Genomic DNA, 21100 nt, shown 5'->3' with positions numbered 1-21100 from the left:
TGCGATCCTCCGCCATCAGCACAGCTCCGGCACGACCGGGACGGCAATGCCGTTGCCCGGTGTATCGGTTGCGGGATTGAGCGCCTCTGCCGCACTTGCCCCTTCGCCCACTGCCAGCGACGCCAGATCGGGCAATTGCCAGATCCTGAGCGGGAGAATGGCGCGGCCCGTGGCGTCTTCCGTAACGGGGCGCCAGGTGCCGGAATTGGTCAGCGAGAAGAGGCGCACGGGCGCGATCGCACGGACACCGGGCACGCGTGCTATCGCCGTTTCGATCAGGCGGTCGTCCACGGCCCGGCCGAGCGGCCAGCCTTGCCCGGCGGGACCGCCCGGGGCCAGCGGCCAGAGATGCAGTCTGATGGCTTCGCGAACCGCCGCAAGCACGTTCTCCCGGTCCGATGGATCGATCAGTTCGACTGCCGCGCTGACGCCAAGCGGGACATATTCGGGCGCGATGACATAGAGTTCCGTGCCGACCGGGCGGCGCGGGTCGAGCCAGCGAAAGACGCTTTCGAGCATCGGCCGGTCCGGGCGCGGCATATCCTGTCCGATGCCTTGCCGCGCGGGGATCACCATGACCGAGACGACGCCCGGCAAACCGCTGCGCCGCTGCTGCGGTTTGAAACGTTCGAGAACTTCCACCCGCCCGATGGCCTGCCCCGGCGTCGTCCCTGCCAGCGTCACGAAATCCGAGCGCGTGACTGCTCTGCCAGCATGGCGAAGTTCGGCCGGGATACGGCGTTCGGCAACATCGATCGTCTCGGCGTCGGCGCCCCCGGTCATGGGCAGCGGCTGGATCAGTTTGAGACGCGGCGCGGGCGGCGGAGCGCTGGTGGACTTGAGGGCTCCGGCCGGAAGGTTCCCCGCAGCGCCGCCTCCGCTGCGCATGTAGCCGGCCTGGATGGCACGGCCCACGCCCGGTACCGCGCCGTTGACCCCGTCGCCGAAGCGCACGGTGCCGGCTTCGCTGTCGAGACTGTAGGCCAGTTCGCCGGGACCGGCCATGGCAGTGTCGGGAACTTGCCGCCAGGTCCGCAGCCCCTCGGCCTGCTCGACTTGCAGGATCAGGGAACCGGCTTCGATCTGCGTCTCGCCCAGCGGGAGTTCCTGCCCCGAAAGGCCGGTTCCCGTGCCGATCTGGCGCGGCCCGTAGCTCTGGCGCTGGGTCACGCCAACGCTGTTGATCCCGGCCCATTTCACCGGCCAGATGCTCAGCCCGGCGGAAGGCTGCGGGCGTAACCGGATCCAGCCGACCAGCCGCGCGGCCAGAAGCGGATCGTCAAGCCGGGGCGGACGATCGCCGACACCGGCATCGGCGAAGCCCAGAACATCGTTGGAAGGCGCTCCGAAATCGTCGCTGCCCGGCAGAAGCAGGCGGGTGACGCCACTCTGGGTCAACCCTTCGGTGCCGTCCTCGATCACTTCGAGCGGGAGGTAGCTCGTGCCGTCTCCCAGAGACGACGAGATTTCCCAGACATGGGGAATCGGGCTTCGCGAACTGACCGCCTCCAGCGTCCCCGCAGGCTCGATGAAAGGAGCAAGGCCGACGGACAGCGCCATCCGGCGATTGGCATCCCCTCCGGCCAGCGTGTGGCGCACGGCCTGTTTCACCGCCTCCTCAGGGCCCGGTGCAAGCAGCGCGAACCACAGGCAGTTGTCGATGCTGTTGGCGATGATGTCGAACCCGCCGCTGCGCGCCGCGCCGCCTGCGAAGACCGGGGTCGTCACGTAGGGAGAGGCATCGCCGGAGAAACCGTAAAGCTCCTTGAGATCGGAGAGCAGGGTGCCCATGCCCCGGCGTTCATCGTCACTGGGCGGGCGCTTGACGAAAGCCTGGCCTTCGACCGGCAGAACCACCAGTTCGCTGTCGAATTCGAAATGGACGGGCTTTGCCACGGGATGGCGGCGCGGCAAGACGACGGCATCGGTGGCGGCCTTGTCGTCGATCACGACCTGGACAAGCCCCCGGGCAGGCTCGGCGGCGCGCAGCGGGCGGCCCAGCAGCCGCAGGAAGGCCAGCCGCTGGCGTTCGGGGATGAGGTTGGCGCGGTACAGGATCGTGTCGCCCATCCAGGCGAACAGGTCGATCAGCGTGCGTCCCGGGTCGCCTTCGCGCAAGTCCGTCCATTCGGGCGTGTGCGCGGGCACCCGGCGCAGCATGTCGGAGACGAGGTCGTTGAACCCGCGGTCGTCAAGCGCTGGAGGACGAATGGGCATCAGCTTCCTCCCCCTACCGGCACTGCCACCGAAATGGCCGAGGCTATGCCGATCTGGCGGATGCGGTAGGCGATCGTCACCATCAGCACCGTCGGATCGGGCGCCTGCGCCACTTCGACCCTGTCGAGCGTGATACGTGGCTCGTAGGCACGCACATGCGCGGATATCCGGCGCTGCAGATCACTGCGGAATCCGGAGCTGTTGGGCATATGGATCGCCTGTTCGAGACCCGCGCCGAACTCGGGCCGCATCAACTGTTCGCCGGGCGCCGTGCGCAGGATCACTTCGATCCGCTGGCGCACCGAGGTTTCGAGATCTGGATAGGCCAGCCGCCCGTTTTCGTCGGGTACCGGCAGGAGCGGCCAGCACAGCGACGGGCGGAACTGCGCGCCGCGATCGGATGTGAGAACGGGACCGGACATCAGCCGCCTCCTCCCTCATCGGCCGAAGGCGGCGGAGCGGGGATCGGGATGCAGACCTTGATGTAGAGCATCCAGCGGAAAATGATGTCGAACAGCGAGAGGAAGATGTTCAGCACGATGAAGGCGCAGATCGTGATGTAGGGGATCGAGAAGCTGCACAGCCAGGCGATGCCGGGCCCGTTTGTCGATCCCTTGCCTTCGGACAAGTCCTTGGCGTTGCCGTTCAAAAGGTTGGCGATTTCCGGCGGCATGGCGAAGGAAACGGACGGCTTGCTCTTCTTCAGCTTGCCGAGATCGGGAAGGCTGATCGACACCGGCGGGCCGTCGCCGTCCCACCAGGGCGCAATGCGGAACGGTTCGCTCTCGATGCTCCAGACGAGCTTCTCCGGGCAATCCTCGTGCCCGCTAACGCGGATGAAACCGCGCACCACGTACTGGTGCGCATCGTTGGAAAATTTTGCCACGGGAGGCGAGACGCGCGCATGCTGATCGGACAGGCAGGCGAGCGCGGCGCGGGTCAGTTGCTCGGCTTTTTCACTGTCGATGGCGGGCCAGCTCAGCGGCATGTGCAGGTTCTTCGCATTGGGTTCGCCGGTCAGCAGGATAGCGGCGGCGTCGCGAAGGAAGGCGGTGGCGTCGATCGATTTGGTCGGCCGGGCAGCGGCGTCAACTTCCAAGGGAAGCTCTATCCGGGACAGCAAACGGCGCAGGCTGCGGGCTGAAGGCGCACTGCCGAACAGATCCAGTTCGGAGGCGCACTGATGCAGGAACAGGCCAAAGGCATGAAGGTCCGCATTCGCCTCAGAGGACAGGACGTTCCATTCCGGCGAAAGCGCGTCCCCCGCGTGCGGCAACCGCTTTGCGCGGCTGCGATGCTTGAAATAGCCCGACAGGTGATCGACGAGTTCCGTGGTTTCGGCGGGCGGCAGGGCCAGAAAGTCGATAGGCGGCGGCGGCTCGTCGCTCAGTTCGGAACTGGCGACTGGAACTGGCGCGAAAAGTATCGTCTTGCCCACAGCGGCGCAGACGTCCGGCGGGGCGGTAAACAGGGTATGGACCGTTTCCTCCGGCGTCTCGCTTCCGCCGCGCCGGGCCGCGATCAGGCCGCGCAGTGCTGCGTTGGCGGGGTGGGCCTTTTCCGCCCGCACCGGATCGGGGTCGCGCTCGCTGTCGAGCAGCGGCTTCCAGCCTTCGATGCGCTTGCCCGTTCGCAACCAGCCAAGACGGGCCGCGCCGCGCTGGCGGCGGATCACAATGCCCGCGCTCTCGATCCGTTCGGGGTCGAGCCGGGGATGGCCGGGCCGGTCGCAAACCACTTCGAATAGTGCGAATTGAAAGCGGCGGTGCATCGGCTGGGCAAGTTCCAGCAGCCCGTCCGCGCCCGAGCGCAGGCGGTGCATCGCGGCGATCCGGTCCTGCCAGTCGTCGGCCTTGAGATCCTCGAACAGCGCAGGAACCGCTTTCTGGGCGGTAACAGTCGCGATGATGTCGCGCGCCTGGCCGTTGCCGAGCGGGCGCAGGATCACGTCGTGCCCGTTCTGCCGGGGCATCCGGGCTTCCATCCGACGGCGTTCCGCCGGGTGCATTTGCGCCAGCGTTACCATACGTTACCGGCCCCCGGCGTATAGCTTGGCGAGATCACGCTGTTGGTGAACAGCGTGTCGCACTGGAGCATCCCGCTGGCCTGGGTGAAAGGGCTGTCGATCTGCACCATCGGCGCGGAGAGCGTGATCATGGAGGAGCCGGTGATCTCGACCTGCGATGCGGAAGTGATCTTGATTCCCCCCGGCGAGAGCTTGATGCTCTGGCCTCCGGCCTTGAGCGTGATCTTGCCGCCGCCGCTGTCGGTGATCTTGGCCTTGACCCCGTTCGGGGTTTCGATCTCCACGGTTTCCTGCCCGGAACTTTCCTCGACAATCGCGATGCGCGTCCCGTTCTTTCCGGTCATCGTCCAGCGGTCGATGGAAGATCCGCCGATCTGCTCGGGCACGGCGGCGGCGCCGTTCCAGAAATTGCCGATCACGACGGGAGCCCCGGCATCGCCAGCGGTAAAGGCAACCAGCACTTCGGTGCCGGCATCGGGAAGAAAGAAGGCGCCGAAGTTATCGCCCGCGAACGGCACGGCGACGCGGGCCCAGATCGCGGCTTCGGCTTCCGGATCGATCGCGGGCAGATGGACCTTCACGCGCCCCAGCGACTGGGGATCGGCCACATCGGTCACGAGGGCCAGATGAACGCCCGAACGCCAGCTTTCGGCGGTGGCATAACGTCCCTTGATGTCGACTTCGTCGTTCACGAGGCCTCCTTGAGATAAGCGCATTCGGCGAGGAAATCGGTGCGGTAGCCGCTCTCGTGATCCCACCGGTGCGTCGCGCGCCGGACGGCGAACTGGTTGGCAAACATCGGGTTGACGCCTTCGAGCTGGACCCATGTGCCCACGCGCAGGCCGGAATCGCCGCGTGCGCTGCAATCGAGGCGGACGAAGCCGCGCGCGCGCCGTTCGCCCTCGATGCGCGCCAGCAGCGCCGCGTCGCCGTCGTTCAGCGGTCCGCTGCGGCCGCAGTGCATGGCAACCGCGCTGAAATTCTGTTCGAGGATCTCCGGGCCGCTTTGGCCTTCGCCGGGACCGAAGGCAGAGGCGTGTTCCTCGCTGTCTGTGGCCTCGCCGGTTTCGGGATCGAAGCTCGCCTTGCGGATGGCCGTGACCTGCTCGGCGACATCGGCAGTGATCCGGGCCGAAATGATGGTGTCGCCCGCCGTCAGCATGACGAGCGCGCGCTGGTCCATTCCCACGCGGCCGACCTGGAGCCGGTCGCCAACGACCTGCATGTCGCAGTCGAAACGATCGAGAATGCGGCGCAGAAAGGCGAGATCGGTTTCATCGGCCTGCATCCAGTTGCGCGCTGTCTGATCGACGCCGTCGCGCACTTCGGCCGTGAGGGCGAAGTCGGAGGCGATTTCATCGACGACGTCGCCCAGCGTCATCGCTTCATATGCGCGGGTGCGCCGCCTGCGGCGTGCGGGAAACAGGCGGTCTTCGGCAAGAATGGTGAAGACCGGCGGGCCGTCCGGGCGGATCTCGCTTTCGATGGCCGTGACTTGCCCGTCGAAGATTTCGCCCGCACCCGTGGTCGCGGCTCCGGCAAAGACCCTGACACCGGCCCCGAGCCGGAGCGGCGAGGCGCTGTTGGCCGCATAATGACTGCCGGTTCCGTCCGGAACGGAATCGATGAAGGCCAGTTCCAGGCTAGAAAGCCCGCCGGGCCCCTCGTTCATGCGCATGTGTTCGAGATTGGCGGCGAGCATGGGGAAGCTCTGCCCGTCGACTTCGATCGTGGGCGCCGTCGCATGGAGGGGGACGGGATCGTGCAGCGCCATGTCAGTCCGCCCACAGCCTTGCTCGGCGGGACCGCGCCCGGCGCAGCTTCGTCAGCAGGTCGTCCATGGTCATCGCCTGCGCCGCCCGTGGCGCCGTTGCGGGAGCTTCCGCCTCGGTTTCGGGGGAAGGGCGATGCTCGACTTCGGAAATGACTACGCTCATCGTTTCCTCACCCGCTTGCCGTTGAAGAGTATGACCAGGATTGCGCCACCGCACCGCCACCAGCGACGGCGCGTCCACTGAGGTCGAAACCCGCATGGGCGGTGTTGACGGCAGGCGGCGGCAGCAACCGGTTCACGTTGAAATCAGGGGAGGGCAGGCGTGTGCCCGAAGAGGTTCCGAGCCCTGCGAAAGCCCCGGCACTCGCGCTCATGCCCGCGCTTGCAGAGCCTGTTGACGCTGAAGCTGAAGCGCCTGCGAAACTGGTGAAACCTGTGGCCGCGCTACCGGCAGCCCCTCCCGCGCCGAAACCGGCTCCTGCCGAGGCGGAAAAGCCTGCGGAGGCATTGAAGCCTGCCGATGCCCCCATGGAGATTCCGGCTCCGGCACCGATCCCGGCACTTGCGCCAATGCCAGCGCCTGCCCCGATCCCCCCGTCAATACCGATGCCCGCTCCCGCAGCCATGCCGACGCCGACACTGGCGCCAAGCCCCGCCGAGGCGCTGAGCCCGGCAGAAGCGCCCAGACCGAAACCGGCCGATGCTCCGGCGCTGATCCCGCCTGACAACTTGAAGCCAGCGGCGGCTTGCAGGCTCACACCGGCACCTGCTGCCACACCCGCTCCCGCGACAGCGCTGCCGCCAGCACCCGCACTGGCACCGGCAAAGGCGCCAGCTCCCGCGAAGGCCCCGGCGCCGGTCCGCATGTTCTCCGCGCCGTTGAGCGCCGCGAGCCCGCGCCCGGTCGATCTGTCTCCGCCCGATTGCGAGGCCGCGGTAAAGACCCTGTCGCTATCGAGCGCGGTTGGCATCATGACCATGTCGAGCGCGGGGGGCAGGGCGTTGTTCTGGGTATAGTTTTCGACGTTGCTCAGTTCGCCGTGAACAAAGGTGCGGGTGAAACCCTTGAGGCTGATCTGGATGGTGGAGCGCAGCGGTGTGCCGTCGCTGCTGAAATAGTCGATCGTCTCGTTGAGCGATTCGATGTAGCCGTAATAACGGGCGCTGCCCCAGATGAAGGCGACCAGCGAGAGGTCGCGCGGTTCTTCCTCGCTCGATCCGCTGCCCTGCGATGCCGAACCGCCGCGCGCGGTCGCGATGGCGGCCCAGCGCAGCGGGCGGGTGACTTCGTAGATGTCCTGCCCGGTCTCGGTCGTGTCGAAGAGCAGTTCGACATCGAGCTTGTAGGCGGTCGGCTTGGCGGCTTCGTTGGGGTTCGCGTCGCTTAGCTGGTTGGTTGTGGTGATCCGCAAGGAGGCCGGATTGAACCCCACGTCGAAGGGAACGGCATCGTCGGGATTGCCGACCGCGATCTGCGCCTTGGTGAGCGTCATGACACCACCCCCACCATATGCAGTCCCTCGTGGACGAGGTGCAGTTCCTCGATGGCGATCTCGCCGCCCTTGGCCGAGAGATCGCCGACCCTGAACTTGACTGGCATTGCGTTTTCCAGCTTCCAGCCAATGACCGCGCGCCGTTCTGGCGGGGTGTCGGCTTCCTCGTCGCTGGCAGAACGGCCACGCGGGGCGATTAGGCCGATCAGGACATCGCAGCGATTGGCGCGGATAGGCTTGGCATCGTCGCGCATGTCCGCGCCCGCGAACATCGACCACCAGCGCCACAGCGACTGCGAGCGGGCGATACCGCGCTTGAGCGTCACGGTCGCGAAGCTGACCCGCCCGGCCAGCATGCGCGATCCATAATTGTCGCCGCCCTGATTGACGGCCTTGTGCTCCATTGTCGCCTCAAGCCCAGAGACATCCGAGAACGCGCCGAGAATTTCTTCGGACAGTCCCTGCGCCGGAGCGAAGCCAGCCTCGTTGGGTACGAACTGCAGGTGAAAGGCAAAATTGCCGTAGAGCACCTGCCGGTCTTCACCCGATGGGATGGAAATGGGCATCAGGCCGCCTCCCGCGTGGACTGGGAGGGCAGGGGCTCGATCAGCGCGAGGTTTACCTCGATCCGTTCGATCGGGGATGCCGGGTTCAGTACCACGTCGCAGCGCACCCGGCCCGCATCGATGTCGCTGGCGGTCATCGTGCTGCGGTCGCAAGTGACGCGGTAGCATTCGCGGGCGCTTGCGCCGCTGAAGGCCCCCATCGTGCGCAGACGTTCCAGAATGGCGATCATCCGGTCCGCGCAGCCGCGCCACAGGCGTGGGCCGGAGGGCTCGAACATCAGATCTTCGCCAAGATGGCGCGCTGCGCGCAGCACGATGCCCATCAGCCGGGAAACGCCGCCCGATCGCCAGGCGCGGCTCTGGGCGAACGTGGCATCGCTGATCATCCGCACCGCGCCGCGGCGCGCTTCGAACAGGCACAGCCGGTCGCCCAGCCAGTCCGCGCGGTTGACGGCATGCTCGTTGCCGCCGCCCGCTGGGCGCTCGTAGCCGCGATTGCGGTCGTTCAGGGCAAGGCTGGGGTGGAGCAGGACAGGGCCGCGCAGTTCGGAATTGGCGGCACTGCGAAAGGCGCCCTTTTCAAGAGCGGAGCGGGCCAGGATTCCGGCCAGCGCGCCTTCGGGCGATTGCAGGCCTTCCGGACAGGCGGCGGCCTCCGGCGTTTTCATCCAGGGATAGCCAAGCTGGAGCCGGGCATTGCCGATAGCCGCTTCGTCAAACAGGGCGAGCGGTGCCGCCTCGGTGCCGGCATAGCCCTCGCGATCGAGCAGGGGCAGCGGCCAGTTGGCGATTCTTTCGGGAAGATCGGTGGTCTGCTGGGGCAAGGGCAAGGCGGAAACCAGCATGACGTCGCGCCTGTGGGCTGGCCCTCTCGGACGGCCAAGCATGGTCAGGCCATAGGATACGGCTTGGGACCAGCGCCGGTACGCATCTTGACCAAAACGCGGCGCGAGGAATTGCTGCACCGCCGGTCTGGCCGGTAGCATATCGCTTTCACCGGCAGCGGGCGCGCAGGGCCGCCATTGCTCCGTTTGCCCCAGGACCGGGACGAATTCCGGCGCCGCTTCGAGCGGCTCCGCCGTCAGATCGGCGACGTCGGGCAGCACCAGCATCGCGGCATCCATCACGCCGAAGATCGCCGCGGCGCCCAGCCAGCTTGCCGGATCGAGCGGATCGGCGGGATTGGATCTGTTTTGCAGGCCGGGCAGGATCGGGACGCGGTCCTGCTCCGGCGCGGCCTTGCCTGACAGGGCATTGCCCCGGGCTGTTCGATAGGCTTCGGGGCTGGCCTCAGGGTCTGCAACAGGCAGAGGGTCGCCGCAGCGGACCACATAGGCCGCCGATCCGCCCTGAAGAAAGAACTGCCGCACCGCGAGGCCCAGCGCCGCGGGTACTGTGTCCGTGGAGCCGGGAACGCGGCTGCGTTGCGTCCAGTCGAACAGGCGGTCGAACTGGTCCCAGCTATCGATCCGGACAGGCACGCCCAGCAGCCGCTCGTCAAAGAATCCGCCCGCCTCCGCTGCGGGAGCATCGGCGGCGAGAGTTTCCAGCAAGCCCTTCGGCAACGGGCCCTGACGCCGCGCGATCAGGCCCGCGAACAGGGCTATATCGGCGCGGCTGCTGGCTGGCGGGGCCGGTGGGCGTGTGGCCGTGAAGACGATGCCGGGGGCGGACATTTCCGAGATGCTCCTGCCCCGCCTTAGACCGCGACGCTTTCGATGCCCTCGGCAGCGATGACGAGTTCCTCCATCGCCACGTCGCTGCCGCCTTTCGCGGCGAACGTGGGGCCGGTCCACTTCATCGGCCGGGCATTGACCAGCTTCCAGGCGAGGATCGGGTTATGCTGTTCGTCCTGCAGCACGATGTTGACCGATCGCTTGTGCTCGGGATCGACGCGGGTGACGTCGATCCAGTCCCAGAAACTGCGCAGGCCCATGATGCCGCGCTTGAGCGTGACGTCGCTGGCCTTGTGCATGGCCGGGATCTTGCGGACGCGGTTCTCCTTGTCGTTGCCCTGCCGGTATTCCATCAGGGTGATCTCGGTGCCCAGGCCCGAGACGTCGGAGAAGCCGCCCTGTGCGCTTCCGGGCGCTTCCGGCCCGCCGAAATCGACAAGGAAGTTGTAGGCGCCGTATGGCGTGTCGCGTGGCATCGCAATTTCTCCTTATCCGCGCGCTTCGGCCGTCTTCTGGCCGATGCGGAAAATGACGAATTCGGCAGGCTTGATGGCCGCGACGCCGATCAGGCAGATCAACCGGCCGTTATCGAGGTCGTTTTGCGTCATCGTCGAGCGGTCGCACCGGACGAAAAAGGCTTCCTCCGGCTTGGTGCCGAGCAGGGCGCCCGAGACCCATTCGTTGTAGAGGAAGTCGTAGACCGTGTTGCGCACGTTCGACCAAAGCGCTTCGCCGTTGGGTTCGAACACCGCCCATTGCGTGCCGCGGTCGATCGAGTTTTCGAGGTAGAGGAAATAGCGCCGGATATTGACGTATTTCCATTCGGGATCGCTCGACAGGGTCCGGGCACCCCATACCCTTATCCCGCGATTGGGCAGGGCACGGATGCAGTTGATACCCAGCGGGTTGAGCACTTCCTGCTCTCCGAAGCGGACATCGCGTTGCAGGCCCAGCGCGCCGGTTACCGTTTCGTTGGCAGGCGCTTTCCAGACCCCCCGGCTGATGTCGCTGCGGGCATAGATGCCGCACACGGCCCCGGAAGGGGGGACGTTGATCTGCGCGGGCTGGCGCGGATCGCCGCCCGCAAGCGGGTTCGAAATCGTGACCCAGGGGAAGTAGAGGGCGGCATACTTGCTGTCCAATTTGCTCTTGAGGTCGCGCACCCCGGCGATGTCCAGCCCCGGCGGCGTGTCGAGCACGGCGATCCGGTAGGAACGGCGCTGTTCGGCATTGACGATCAGGTGGCCGTTCACGGCCTTCGCAAGGTTGTCGTCGCCGAAAGTCTGGGAGTCTGGCGCTGCGATGATCGAGATATCTTCAAGAGCGAGAAGGGAATCGAGCGCGGTGCTGTAGTCGTCAGCCTTGGGGGCGCTGGTGCCGTCCAGCCCGCCCTTGAGGGCGATTGTCCGCATCCCTGCGGAATCGGCATCTTTCGACAGGGCGTCGTCGAGGTCCTTGACCTTCACGCCGTTGGCGATGGTGATCGCTACGGGATTTGAGAGCTTGGCTGCCGCATCGGGCGGGTCCTCCGCCAGAACCGAGCCGATGTAGCGTGGATGCGCAGGGTCGATACCAAGTCCGGCGGCTTCGAAAACCGGCCCGTCCGGCCCGATGACCGTAACGCCGTAGGTCACGATTTTGGCAGCCGTTTCATTGTCTGCGATGTTGTCGGTGCCGACGACCTTATAGGCGTTTCCGACGATGATGGCGGTGCCCGGCGTTTGCCTGCGGGCAAGCTGGTTGGTTGATTCGAGGACATTGCGGACGATCTCGATCCGGTAGTTCTCGTCGCTTCCAGCAATGGTGGCCCCGCCCTTGTCGCGGGCCAGGAACTGGACCTTGTTGTCCGCCCCGGCATTCACCGGCCCCGCAGCCTTTGCCCCGGTGCCGAGAATCCTGGCGACATAGAGCCGCCCGCCGCCATTCTTGAAGAACGCCTGTGCGGCCAGGGCAAGGTGATTGGGATGCGCCTTGGCGGGGTTGCCGATCATCAGGTTGTCGGCCGATCCGTAATACCGCTCGAAGTCACCCTGGTTCGTGAGGAGCGGCGGCGTCGGATCGTCGGGATTGACGCTGACGGGCCCCCGCGATGTCATGCCGACAAATGCGGCGGTCGAGGTTCCTACGCCCTCGATCGACTTGGCGCGAAAGCTCGTTTCCTCGACGAACACCGCCGGGGCTAGATATTCAGGCATCACAGGCCTCCTTGGCAAAGTCATCAGATGCGAGGGGGAAGGGAGTGAACGCAGTGCTCATGGTTGCAGCCATTCCAGTTCGATGGCCGGTTCGGTCCCGGCGGAAAGCAGGAAGGGTGTCCCTCCGGCGAAGTCGGGTGCCGGGCCGGACGCCAGTTTGTCGGGGTCGAATGGTCCGGCCTTTCGCGCGACCGCGCCGCCAGGCGTGCGCAGGCTGTCCTTGGGCGTGAAGACCGCGGATGCCTGAACCACTTTGACGATAGCCTTGGCCGGAAGCGCCGGGTCCATGTTACCCCCGGCGCCAGGGAAGGCGACTGGCAGATCGGGAAAGACCAGTGCGGCTTCCCCGGCCTTGTCGGTAACGCCCATGGCCTCGAATTTCCCGTTGTCGCTGCGCGCGCGGACCAAAGCTCCGCCGATCGCTGCGCCGTCGCCCTTGCGGTGCACGCACACGCGCAGAACGCACGCGAGCCCTTCACGCTTTTGCTGCGGCGTCGCCAGCAGACTGACCTGGGCGGCGCGGAACAGGGAATTAGGCTGGGCCCGGTTCGCCGGATCGGGATCGCGAGGCAGGGCCAGGACATAGTGGCGTGCCTGCAGCGCCGGGTCGCTCGGCTCGATGGCGATTGGGATGGGCTTCGATCCGATGGCCGGATTGGCTGGTGGTTCGGAAAAGGCCCCGATGTGCCCGCCAAACCCGGGAGCATCGAGTACCGCAATGGTGCCGTCTTTCTTGATCAGGGCACGAACGCCCTCTCCGGTGACATGCACCGGGGAACGGACCGGACGGCCGAATGCGTCGCGCAATGCGATCAGCGCAAGGGCGCGCCGGTCGAGCAGGTCTGGAGAGAGCATCATTGTCATGATGAAGGTTCCAGCGCGACATCGCCGTCAGCGAAGGAGAAGCGGGATGCGGTAACGGGCAGGGCGTCCTCTCCGGTGCCGTATTCCAGCCGCACCACCCGGGCGCGATACGTTGCCGAAAGGCGGTACTTGGCCTTGAAACCGTCCCAGATGCGGGCGAGTTGCTCGGGCGCCTCATCACCCGGGGCAAGCTGGATGACCTCATCGCGTTCCCAGACATCGCCCAGCAATTGCCCCCGGCCGAGCGTCGCGAAGCGGTTCAGTTCCATCATCGCCCAGCTCATCAGCGCCGTCTCGTCGGAGGCGGTGCCCGACCAGCAGGCCAGCAGATACTGAAGCTCCAGCGAAATGCTGACGCGCTCCGCACGCATGCCGCTGCTCGCGATGGCAGGGGCATGGTTGGACCGCCCGATGTGATAGCAGGTAAGGCTGAGCCCGGATGTGGGAAGCGCGTTGGAGACGAGCTTGGCGACCGGAACGTGCGCGATATCGTGCGTGGCCGGCACAGGCGCCAGGGTTCCTGCCTTCGCCAGCAAGGCGCGGCGCTGGTTGAGCATGCCGACGATCGACTCGCCGACCATGTGGACAGCACCAACCTTAGCCATGCCCGTCACTTTCGGTTTTGCCGTGTTCGTCTTCGTACGGCGAACTGATCTCGCCGAACTGCGTCCGGTAACTGTCGATCGCCTTTCCCAGGCCCGCATGAAAACTGCAGAGGCGGGACGGCGTCGTCACGAAACGCCAGAACTGCTCAGCGTCGTCTTCGTGGGCTCCAAGCGCGGCCAGGTCGAAGCGGATCGCAGAGAGTGAGACCCTGACCGCCAACGCGTTCACGTAATGGCGCGCGGAATCGTCGCTGTGGTTACGAGCCTTTCCCGCGTAGAATGCGCTCACAGAGGTCCTCCATTCGTCGCCCCCTGCTCAGCAACCACTATGCCAGAATTGAATGTTCTGTTATTTCAACGGGTAAATCCGCTGGCTGCGGTTTCGATCTGTAACACCTGTAACGCTTGGCGAAACACCTGCGTGACAGGGCGTTACAAGCGAACATGGCAAAACGGCGGCCTCGATGGAGGCCGCCGCTGCGCACCGGTGGACGGTTATTTACAGGATGGCGGGGTCGAGGCCTTCGCGCTGCAAACGTCTGTAGAGCGTCGTGCGCGAGATGTTGAGCTGGCGTGCCGCATCGGATTTGCTGCCGCCACATGCACGGATGGCCTGCAGCAGGTGCGCTCTCGGGTTCAGGGGAGGGGATGGTTCGCGCTCTTCCGCAGAGGCGGCGGCGAAGGGCGCAGGCAAGTCGGCGGCGCTGATCCGCTCCCGGTCTTCCCCGACCACCATTGCATGTTCGAGAGCGTTGCGCAGTTCGCGCACGTTACCCTCCCACGCGCGCGCCTTTAGGGCGCGAAGGGCATCGGCATCGATGTGCGGGGCAGGGCAGTCCAGTTGCGCCGCGATCTGATCGACAAGATGGCGGGTGATCGGTTCGATGTCCCCGCGCCGGTCCCGGAGCGGCGGAATCTCGATTTTCACAACGGCCAGGCGGAAATAGAGGTCGGAACGAAACCGTCCCGCGGCGACTTCCTTTACCAGATCGCGGTTGGTCGCCGCGACGACGCGGACCGAGCAGCGGCGGGGGCGCAGGGAGCCCAGCGAAAAGACTTCGCCTGTTTCCAGTGCGCGCAGGATCTTGGCTTGCGCGGACAGACTCAGTTCGCCGACTTCGTCGAGGAACAGCGTTCCTCCGTCCGCGAGGCCGAACTTGCCCGGATATGCACGTACGGCGCTGGAAAATGCGCCCTTTTCGTAACCGAACATCTCGCCTTCGATCATCGTGTCTGGAATGGCCGCGCAATTGATCGGAACCAGTGGGCCCTTCGCACGGGGGCTGTTGCGGTGAAGCAGGAGGGCAACGATGTCCTTGCCGGTTCCGGTGGGGCCTTCGACCAGGGTGGTGGCGCTGGTTCCGGACAAGCGGCAGATCATACGGCGGATGCGGTTGGCCGCGTCGCTTGCACCGACAAAGCGGTGGCCATCGATGACAAAGTCCGGGACCGGGCGGCTTTTGCTGTCGCAAAAGGCCAGCGGCGCGCGCTCGTCGATAGCGCGGTTATCGGGCAAACTTCCGACTGGATGATGCATGACTTTCACGCATATTCCCCCAAAGACACACGCGCCTGGAGCGGACACGGCGAACGGGCTTTCGGCGCCAGGCACGATATACCGTTGTGGCCCCGGAAGGTGTTGCCTGCTCTCCGGCGGTGTGCCGAATTCCTGTTTTTCGACTCGATTGGTTATCGTCGAATCTAGCACTGACAGCGGTGGGCAGAAGCTCGGCTTGTCCCGCGTAAACACCGTCACATCTGACAATCGATCTTACTGTATAAAGTAAAAACCCGTAACGTGCGTTGGACAGGTGTGTATTTTTACAATTCTTCGTTCATTCATCTAAAATATGAAATTAGTTGTAATAAATACCATGGCTCGCGTGTTTCGATCAGCACTTGTATGGTTAATCTGTGCTTATATTAAATTGCCTGGCGTGTATCGTCTTTTCCGGGTGGCGCTGTTGAGATAGGCTGCTGCCCGAGAGGGTGAGGCTTCCGATGCTGCGATCCGGAATCGTACAGCTGCTTGCGCTGCTGTTCTTCGGAATGGCGGGAGCGGCTTCCCCTGCGATTGCGCAGGATGATGTACAGGCGCAGGCCTGTTTTCTGCCGCAAGTGCGTGAGATCATGCAGGCGCGCAGGGTCGCCAGCCTCGTCGCGTGCCAGTACGGCGATATCAGGGCTCTGTTGCCGGATTTTACCACGATCAAGTGGGTTACGGACGGCCAGCGTCCGCCCGGCTTTGTTCTCGATCAGTCGGCCCGGGTCGGAATGCCTTTTTCCCGGCTGCAGGACAGGTTTGTCTTGTCGGTTTCCGCCGGTCCCGCAGTTTCCATCAGGACGCCTACGGTCATCGAAGGCGGGCGGCTCACGTTTCGTCTCGCAAGGCCGCCCCGCGTTTCGCGCGTTTACATACCGGACTATGCGATTGCCCTCGATAGATCGGGGCGCCGGCGGGCGCGTGCGGGAACCGACTATGTGAGTGCCGTGGATCGCGGCTTCCTGAAGGGCGGCACGCTTGAGGTGAACACCATCCCGGGAAAGGGGATCAGAGCACTCTATGTAGTCGTAAGGCTTGTCTACCGGCCGGGAGGGCGCGAGCCCGTGGCCACGCTGGGGGCCGGAGCGGGGCGGATCGTGCCTTACCCCGGGCTTTCGATCGATCCGGCTTCTGCGCCGGAAGGGCGCAAGTTGAACTTCGTCGCCCATATTGACCGTTCGGGCGTGCCTGACGTGGCCTTGGCCTATGATTTCAGATTGGCCGGAGAGGCGCGGCCCGGTGTGGACTACGTCGCGCCGGCCGTGTCTGCGATCAGGTTTGGTCCCGGTCAGAACGCTGCAACGCTTTCGATCCTGACGATGGAGAATCCGGACAGTTTCGAGGATCGTCTGCTGACCCTTGTTGCCGCAGCCCCCGGGCAGAGGCCGGTACCAGCGCAAGGGACGATCACCAACACTACCACCGCACCGGCCGTTCCCCCCGCTGAAACCGAAGCTCCGCCTGTCGAGACGGGGACGCCGCCCCCCGCGCCCGCTTCGGAGGGGACGGAGAAGGGTGAGGAAGAGGTAAGCCCGGGCGGTGTGATCGGGAACTGGGCGCTGGACTGGCTGGCGGCGATTGGCGCGGCCGCCCTCGGTATCCTGGGGGGCTTCCTGTTCGGCGCGAAAAGCCAGCGGACAAAGGATGGCGAACCGGAGGCCGGCCCCGAGCCTGAGATTCATCCTGAACACGAACCCCTCCCTGTTCCTCCGGCTCCACCGGCGGCGGTGATCGGCTGGAGCACGGTGATGCCTGCACTTCCTGCCATCAAAGGTCGTTCGCTCGATATCGATGGGCCTGCGGTCACCGTCGATGCGGATCTGGAAGCGGGGGAAATCGGCCGCCTCGATAGCCTGCCCGTTCTATCCGAAGGACTGCCTGATGACTGAAATCGACCTGCAACTGGAAGACCCCCTGGTGGAACGCGAGACGATCGAGGCTGCTCTCGAAAAGTGCCGCGATGTCATCGAGAAGGCCGAAGACGGAGGCCTTGCCCGCTTTTCGTGGCCTGTTTTGCAGTCAGGCATGGCCGATGCCGTTGCGCAGAGTGTCCCGGGTGACAAGGTGCAATGGCTGATGAAGGGATGGGCCTTCGCCAAGGAGTTGAAATCCTACAAGGATCCCAAGGCCCATCCGCCCACAGAGACAGCCGTGCTCAAGCTGGGCAAGCATGAACTGTCCGGCACCTTTCACCCGGTGCTGACAGTCCGCTGCGAGGGGGCGGTCATGGCCCGCCTGCGTTTCGACATGTTCCTGAGAGGCGCGTTCAACGCCGTTTCGATCGCGATAAAAGGCGGCCGGATCGTCTCCTGTGGGGGAGGGCAGTGCAAGCTGACCATGTCCTTCAAGTTCAGGGATATCGATCTGACCGGTCCTGTCGAACTGGGGACGTTCCGGCTGCCCGGGAAGCTGGAATTCGCGAACCCTATCGCGATTCCCTGAACTCTCGGGCGCGCCCTGTTCGCAGTTTATGGCATCTGGCAAGTTAAATAATATAGAAAATAACGTTAATATGTCAGTAATTGTTATTCAAAATATAGCGTATTGAAAATCTCAATATTCCAGTTATTCATAAATAATTCTGTATTGAGGGTAGGATATAGTCCTCGTTCGCAGGAGGGGCTTATGAGCAACGTGGCCGGTAAGGCCTATGCCATGAACGTCATCACGCCGATGCCGCCGGGGGTGACATGGATAAACCGTTTTCTGTTCATGATTGCGCGGGCGCTTCCGGCGACATTGTCCGGGCTGCTGGGCCTGGGGCTGATTCATTTCGCCCGATGGGTGATCATCAGGCGCGATCAATGGCCCCAGATGGGGCAGCCTCCGGCCAGCCTTGCGAACGACTACATGCTCTTCTGCAGCAATTTCAACGGTACCTGGGACCAGTATATCGACGCCTTTGCCGATGGCATTCCCGGCGGGCTGGACTTGTTCTGGTATGCCAGCAGCAAATATCCCAACTCGATCCCGATCACGCCGTTCAAGGGTTACATCCGCGCCAACCAGATCGACACCAATTATTACTACAACGCCACGCCCGGCAGTGGCCAGCGCGACATCAAACTGGCGCTCAAGCTCTCGAACGACCTGCAAAAGGTTGCGGCGCAATTGTCCTCGCTCAGCGATGAGGAACTCACGTCTGCGTTCGAGCGGGTGCTGATCGTCAATCAGGGCGGTCTCGGATCGCCGGGATACGCACCGGTCGCGAGCTACGATACCGCCGCTGCCGACCGCAACCGCGCTGAGGCCGAGGCCGGCCGCTGGGGCGCGGGGGGCGAAGGAGCAATCCGCGCCGGGCGCGATGTCCAACCGCTTCCCGCTGCCGCTGTGCTGGCCTCTTCGGTGGATGAGGACGCGGCGGCGAAGGCGGCCGTCAGCGCCGCGGCCAATGCGGTCCTGGGGACGGCGCCACGCCTCGCGGAGGCTCCCAAGGTCGCGGAACCCGATAGCCGCCGGGAGAACGTGGATGCCTAACGTAGACGTCAACACATACTTCTTCACCGGGGTCGTGCCGGTCTGCAACGAAGGCATCGTCGAGCATGACGGGATCAAGAGCTCGCCGGTCCATGTCGTGCGAGAAGTGCTTGAGACGCTGCCGACCGCGCTCCAGTCGCGCCCGACCGAAGCGATCGGGCTCAACAGCCCGTTCTCCCGCAATCTCAGGACGCATTTCGCGCGTCTCGTCGTGCTCGATCAACCCAATTTCAACGGCCGGGCGCACAGCAATGCGCTGGTCAACGCGATCATGAATACGAACTTGCTGCAGGGCCAGCCGGTCGATCAGATCACATGTCCCTACATCCTCGTGATGCTCGATTTCGACTTGCTCGAACCGGATGGCGCGGGTGATCCGCGCAGCTACTTTGAGGAGCTGTGGGGGCAGATGGAGGCCGAACTCAAGTCCATCTTCCAATATTGCTACGGCTTCGACAAAGTCAGCGATGCAGCCGGTTTCGCAAGCTACATGACCGGCTGCCAGGTCGAAACGACGATGCCGTTCCATGATTACTGGTGGGAACCGCCCAAGCTGACCGCGATTTCGACAACCACGTTGATCGCGATCCCCGCGGCGGGCCTGCTGCTGCCGCTGATCGCCGCGATCATTGGCTGGATCGGCTGGGCCTGGGCCATCGCGCTCGCGGTTCTGCTGCTGATCCTCGGGCTGCTTGTCGATTATCGAATGATCATGCGAAAAGGCGCACGGCCTTTTCCCGCCGCGCCCGGCACTACGCTGCCCCATGTTCTGAAGAGCCTCTATCTCCAGCAGGCCTTCAGCCGGTTCGCAATCGAACAGCAGCATCGCGATCCGGCCGAGTGGGGCCAGGCGTTCCGGACGTTTCTCGAACAGACACGCCCGGCTGATGTCGAATTCCCGACCCAGCCCGCCGGGGTAATCCGCAGCCACGCACCGGGAGAGGCAGCATGACGGCATCCGGCACTGCATTGCCTCCCACGCTGCTCGACCTCGCGGACATTCAGGGCGGTATCCTGCGCACTTACGGCGGAGGCTTTCCCAAGGGGCGCAACTTCTTCCTGACCATTCGCGACGAGCGAAAGGGGCGGGCCTTCGTCGAGGCGCTTCGTCCCCGGATCACGACCGCCGCGCGCTGGAAGGATCCCGAGCGCGAGGAGCCGCTGGTGCGGACCCGCAACCCGCGGGTGAAGGATATCGTCCGTGCCGAGGGTGTCCCCGACTATCCGGGGCGCGTCCAGCTCTACAAGCCCAAGGTGACGATCAATATCGGCTTCACCTTCTACGGCCTTATCGCGCTCGGGGTTCCCAACCGGACCCTGCGCGGCATGCCCGATGAGTTCATCGACGGCATGGAGATGCGCGCAGCCCTGCTGGGGGACGATCCCTTCCTCGACCGGCGCGACGCAGTATGGCGCGATTCGCGCGGTGACAGGCGCGTCCACGTGCTTCTCACGCTCTATGCCCAGATGAACCCTGACGGCACGGCCTGCCCCGAACTCGATCAGGTGACTGCCGAAATCGAACGGCTGTGCGAGCAGTCCGGCGGCGGGGTGGTGCTGCTTGACGGCGTCGGGCCGGACAAGGCGCGCTGGCAGGATCTTTCGGCCGTGCTGCGAGAGGACAACGGCCGCTACTGGCCCACCAACAAGGAGCATTTTGCCCTGTCCGATGGGTTTGGCGACCCGGTCTTTTCCGGTCAGTTCTCGGGAGAGGCGGAACGCCTGCGCGTCGCGGGCGGGGGCAAGATCATGCCCGATCAGAGCTGGGCGCCGCTGGCCACCGGCGAATTCCTGCTCGGCTACCCTGACGAGGCGCAGGAAGTTCCCGGCGCGGCGATGCCGATTGCCTTCAGCCGGAACGGAACGTTCATGGCCTATCGCAAGCTGCATGAGGATGTCAGGGTCTTTCACGACTATATCGACGACCAGGCGAAGCGCTATTCTCGGATGTTTCAAGTCCCGCACGAGGAAGCGGTGGACACTGTTAAGGCCAAGATCGTGGGGCGCTGGGAAGATGGCGTGCCGCTCATGGTCGCGCCGACTTATGCCGAGTGGCAACGCTTCAGGGAGGAGCTGGCTCAGGCGCGGGCCGCGAAAGACAAGCCGAAGCTTGCGCAAATCGCGCTCAAGTTCACGAATTTCGTCTATGCCTCCGATCCTTCGGGTTCGGTCTGTCCGATGACCTCGCACTTGCGCCGCGCCAACCCGCGCGACGCGCTGGGGCCGACGTTCGACAAGGAGACGGGCCGCTCGCTGGACGGTTCGGCCATCGTCAACCGCCGCCGTATCCTGCGCCGGGGGTTGCCCTATGGCCAGTTCGACCGCACCGCGCCGCGCGAGGAGGGCGAACATGGCATCATCTTCATGGCCGTCTGTTCCAGCCTGTTCCGCCAGTTCGAGTTCGTGCAGCAGCAGTGGATGCAGTACGGGCTCGATTTCAACACCGGAAGCGACACCTGCCCGGTCATCGGCAATCACCCGGAACGGGACGATCCCAAGTTCGTGATCCCCGTCGATCCGGAACTGGGCAAAGCGCCTTTCATCTGCGACCGGATGCCCCAGCTCGTCGAGCCGCGCGGCGGAGACTATTTCTTCATCCCGAGCATGACTGCACTGCGCATGATTGGAACGGGGATCATCGACCCGACCTGACCTGCTACCCGC

Annotated in this window: 20 protein-coding genes; 5 read left to right on the top strand and 15 right to left on the bottom strand. The window is 64.7% G+C overall.

Annotation, left to right across the window (positions count from 1 at the left end; all coding sequences use genetic code 11):
- Positions 1-15: 15 nt before the first annotated feature.
- The 15 genes from MTR66_RS06680 to MTR66_RS06610 form a co-directional block, all read right to left on the bottom strand.
- The gene (locus MTR66_RS06680; protein WP_243918932.1) at positions 16-2217 is read right to left on the bottom strand and encodes a putative baseplate assembly protein; all 2202 of its coding nucleotides are present in this window, start codon (positions 2215-2217) and stop codon (positions 16-18) included.
- Positions 2217-2639, bottom strand: coding sequence for a GPW/gp25 family protein (locus MTR66_RS06675; protein ID WP_243918930.1), 423 nt, complete (start codon positions 2637-2639; stop codon positions 2217-2219). The genes MTR66_RS06680 and MTR66_RS06675 overlap by 1 nt, the downstream gene beginning before the upstream one ends.
- Positions 2639-4189, bottom strand: coding sequence for a hypothetical protein (locus MTR66_RS06670; RefSeq protein ID WP_243918928.1), 1551 nt, complete (start codon positions 4187-4189; stop codon positions 2639-2641). Before MTR66_RS06670 ends, MTR66_RS06675 begins: the two co-directional genes overlap by 1 nt.
- A gap of 47 nt (positions 4190-4236) precedes the next feature.
- Positions 4237-4935, bottom strand: coding sequence for a phage baseplate assembly protein V (locus tag MTR66_RS06665; RefSeq protein WP_243918926.1), 699 nt, complete (start codon positions 4933-4935; stop codon positions 4237-4239).
- Positions 4932-6017 carry a phage late control D family protein gene (locus tag MTR66_RS06660; protein WP_243918923.1) on the bottom strand — a complete coding sequence of 362 codons (1086 nt, stop codon included), beginning with the start codon at positions 6015-6017 and terminating at the stop codon, positions 4932-4934. The genes MTR66_RS06665 and MTR66_RS06660 overlap by 4 nt, the downstream gene beginning before the upstream one ends.
- A gap of 1 nt (position 6018) precedes the next feature.
- Positions 6019-6180, bottom strand: a complete 162-nt coding sequence (locus MTR66_RS06655) for a hypothetical protein (protein ID WP_243918921.1) — start codon at positions 6178-6180, stop codon at positions 6019-6021.
- Between the two features lie 7 nt (positions 6181-6187).
- Positions 6188-7510 carry a CIS tube protein gene (locus MTR66_RS21165; protein ID WP_268740288.1) on the bottom strand — a complete coding sequence of 441 codons (1323 nt, stop codon included), beginning with the start codon at positions 7508-7510 and terminating at the stop codon, positions 6188-6190.
- Complete coding sequence (locus tag MTR66_RS06645; protein WP_243918912.1) at positions 7507-8076, bottom strand: phage tail protein; 570 nt, start codon at positions 8074-8076, stop codon at positions 7507-7509. The genes MTR66_RS21165 and MTR66_RS06645 overlap by 4 nt, the downstream gene beginning before the upstream one ends.
- Positions 8076-9752, bottom strand: coding sequence for a hypothetical protein (locus tag MTR66_RS06640; RefSeq protein WP_243918910.1), 1677 nt, complete (start codon positions 9750-9752; stop codon positions 8076-8078). The genes MTR66_RS06645 and MTR66_RS06640 overlap by 1 nt, the downstream gene beginning before the upstream one ends.
- 23 nt (positions 9753-9775) lie before the next feature.
- A complete protein-coding gene (locus tag MTR66_RS06635; protein ID WP_243918908.1) occupies positions 9776-10228 on the bottom strand; it encodes a phage tail protein in 453 nt (150 codons plus the stop codon).
- Positions 10229-10240: 12 nt separating this feature from the next.
- Positions 10241-11947: a phage tail sheath family protein gene (locus tag MTR66_RS06630; protein ID WP_243918906.1), complete on the bottom strand. Its 1707-nt coding sequence runs from the start codon at positions 11945-11947 to the stop codon at positions 10241-10243.
- A gap of 57 nt (positions 11948-12004) precedes the next feature.
- Positions 12005-12811, bottom strand: a complete 807-nt coding sequence (locus MTR66_RS06625) for a hypothetical protein (RefSeq protein ID WP_243918904.1) — start codon at positions 12809-12811, stop codon at positions 12005-12007.
- Entirely contained in the window at positions 12808-13416 is a 609-nt protein-coding gene (locus tag MTR66_RS06620; RefSeq protein WP_243918902.1) for a Pvc16 family protein, read from the bottom strand. The genes MTR66_RS06625 and MTR66_RS06620 overlap by 4 nt, the downstream gene beginning before the upstream one ends.
- Entirely contained in the window at positions 13409-13705 is a 297-nt protein-coding gene (locus MTR66_RS06615; RefSeq protein WP_243918900.1) for a hypothetical protein, read from the bottom strand. Before MTR66_RS06615 ends, MTR66_RS06620 begins: the two co-directional genes overlap by 8 nt.
- A gap of 210 nt (positions 13706-13915) precedes the next feature.
- Positions 13916-14932, bottom strand: a complete 1017-nt coding sequence (locus tag MTR66_RS06610; RefSeq protein ID WP_243918898.1) for a sigma-54 interaction domain-containing protein — start codon at positions 14930-14932, stop codon at positions 13916-13918.
- Positions 14933-15417: 485 nt separating this feature from the next.
- Here MTR66_RS06610 and MTR66_RS06605 point away from each other — a divergent pair, with 485 nt between their 5' ends.
- The 5 genes from MTR66_RS06605 to MTR66_RS06585 all read left to right on the top strand — a co-directional run bounded on the left by MTR66_RS06605 (position 15418) and on the right by MTR66_RS06585 (position 21088).
- Positions 15418-16848, top strand: coding sequence for a hypothetical protein (locus MTR66_RS06605; RefSeq protein ID WP_243918896.1), 1431 nt, complete (start codon positions 15418-15420; stop codon positions 16846-16848).
- Positions 16841-17401, top strand: coding sequence for a hypothetical protein (locus tag MTR66_RS06600; protein WP_243918894.1), 561 nt, complete (start codon positions 16841-16843; stop codon positions 17399-17401). Before MTR66_RS06605 ends, MTR66_RS06600 begins: the two co-directional genes overlap by 8 nt.
- Positions 17402-17584: 183 nt before the next feature.
- Entirely contained in the window at positions 17585-18436 is an 852-nt protein-coding gene (locus MTR66_RS06595) for a hypothetical protein (protein ID WP_243918892.1), read from the top strand.
- Complete coding sequence (locus MTR66_RS06590) at positions 18429-19388, top strand: hypothetical protein (RefSeq protein WP_243918890.1); 960 nt, start codon at positions 18429-18431, stop codon at positions 19386-19388. Before MTR66_RS06595 ends, MTR66_RS06590 begins: the two co-directional genes overlap by 8 nt.
- Positions 19385-21088 carry a Dyp-type peroxidase gene (locus MTR66_RS06585; protein ID WP_243918889.1) on the top strand — a complete coding sequence of 568 codons (1704 nt, stop codon included), beginning with the start codon at positions 19385-19387 and terminating at the stop codon, positions 21086-21088. The genes MTR66_RS06590 and MTR66_RS06585 overlap by 4 nt, the downstream gene beginning before the upstream one ends.
- Positions 21089-21100 lie beyond the last annotated feature (12 nt).

This window comes from Novosphingobium beihaiense (assembly GCF_022832375.1).
GTDB classification, from domain to species: domain Bacteria; phylum Pseudomonadota; class Alphaproteobacteria; order Sphingomonadales; family Sphingomonadaceae; genus Novosphingobium; species Novosphingobium beihaiensis.
The sequence above is the reverse complement of the archived record's forward strand: the minus strand, read 5'-3'. Positions and strand labels throughout refer to the sequence as shown.